At 62.8% G+C, this 1,174-nt stretch carries 1 protein-coding gene; it reads left to right on the top strand.

The genetic code is table 11. The annotated features are described in order from the left end of the window. A partial coding sequence (locus ABZ937_RS42790) for a penicillin-binding transpeptidase domain-containing protein (RefSeq protein WP_361701097.1) occupies nucleotides 1–996 on the top strand: 996 nt, incomplete at its 5' end. Nucleotides 997–1,174: the final 178 nt, after the last annotated feature.

Genomic DNA, 1,174 nt, shown 5'->3' with positions numbered 1-1,174 from the left:
GGCTTCAACCGCGCCATGCAGGCGCGCCGTCTGGTAGGCTCGCTGGCCAAGCCGCCGACGTACCTGACCGCGCTGTCCGAACCGGATAAATACCGCCTCAACACCTGGCTGGCGGATGCGCCGCTGTCGCTGAAACAGCCGAACGGCGCCGTCTGGCAGCCGAACAACTATGACCGTAAATTCCGCGGTCAGGTGATGCTGGTGGATGCGTTGGCCAACTCGCTGAACGTGCCGACGGTGAACCTCGGCCTGTCGGTCGGGCTGGATCAGATCAGCGCCACGCTGCAACGCCTGGGGATCCCGAAAGCGGAGATCAATCCGGTGCCTTCGATGCTGCTGGGGGCGATCGGCCTGACGCCGATGGAAGTCGCGCAGGAGTACCAGACCATCGCCAGCGGCGGTAACCGTGCGCCGCTGTCGGCGGTGCGTTCGGTGATCGCCGAAGACGGCACGGTGCTGTACCAGAGCTTCCCGCAGGCGGAGCGCATGGTGCCGGCGCAGGCCGCTTACCTGACGCTGTACGCGATGCAGCAGGGCGTGGCGCGCGGGACCTCCCGCTCGCTGTCGGTGAAGTTCCCGAACTACAACCTGGCGGCGAAAACCGGTACCACCAACGATCTGCGCGACAGCTGGTTCGCCGGCATCGACGGCAAGGAAGTGGCGATCGCCTGGGTGGGGCGCGACAACAACGGCCCGGCCAAGCTGACCGGCGCCAACGGCGCGTTGACCCTGTATCGCCGCTATCTGGAAAACCAGACGCCGCTGCCGCTGATGCTGCAGCCGCCGGAAGGCATAAACCAGATGAGCATCGACTCTGCCGGCAACTTTATCTGCGGCGGCGGCAGCTGGCGCACCATCCCGGTCTGGACCGACAATCCGCAGGGATTGTGCCAGGCCAGCCAGGCGGCGGTGCAGCAACAGCAGCAACCGGCGGCGGGTGAGCAAAAAGATGGCGATGGCGTCGCCGGCTGGATCAAGGATATGTTCGGTCAGTAATCGCTACCGGGGCGTCGGCCCCGGTGAAAATTTTTCTTTGTTCTTAGGCCCGTAACCTTGGTTGCGGGCTTTTTTGTTTTTCCGCTCGTTTTATTTCCCTGTTAACTACATGGCTAAGCGCCTAATCCTTAACCTATTTGCCCTATGAATTCGGCTTGCAGTTTAATTTGGCTTCTGC

The sequence above is a fragment of the Streptomyces sp. NPDC046727 genome (genome assembly GCF_040645635.1).
Classification (GTDB): Bacteria; Actinomycetota; Actinomycetes; order Streptomycetales; family Streptomycetaceae; genus Streptomyces.
This window is presented reverse-complemented; position numbering and strand designations above follow the sequence as displayed.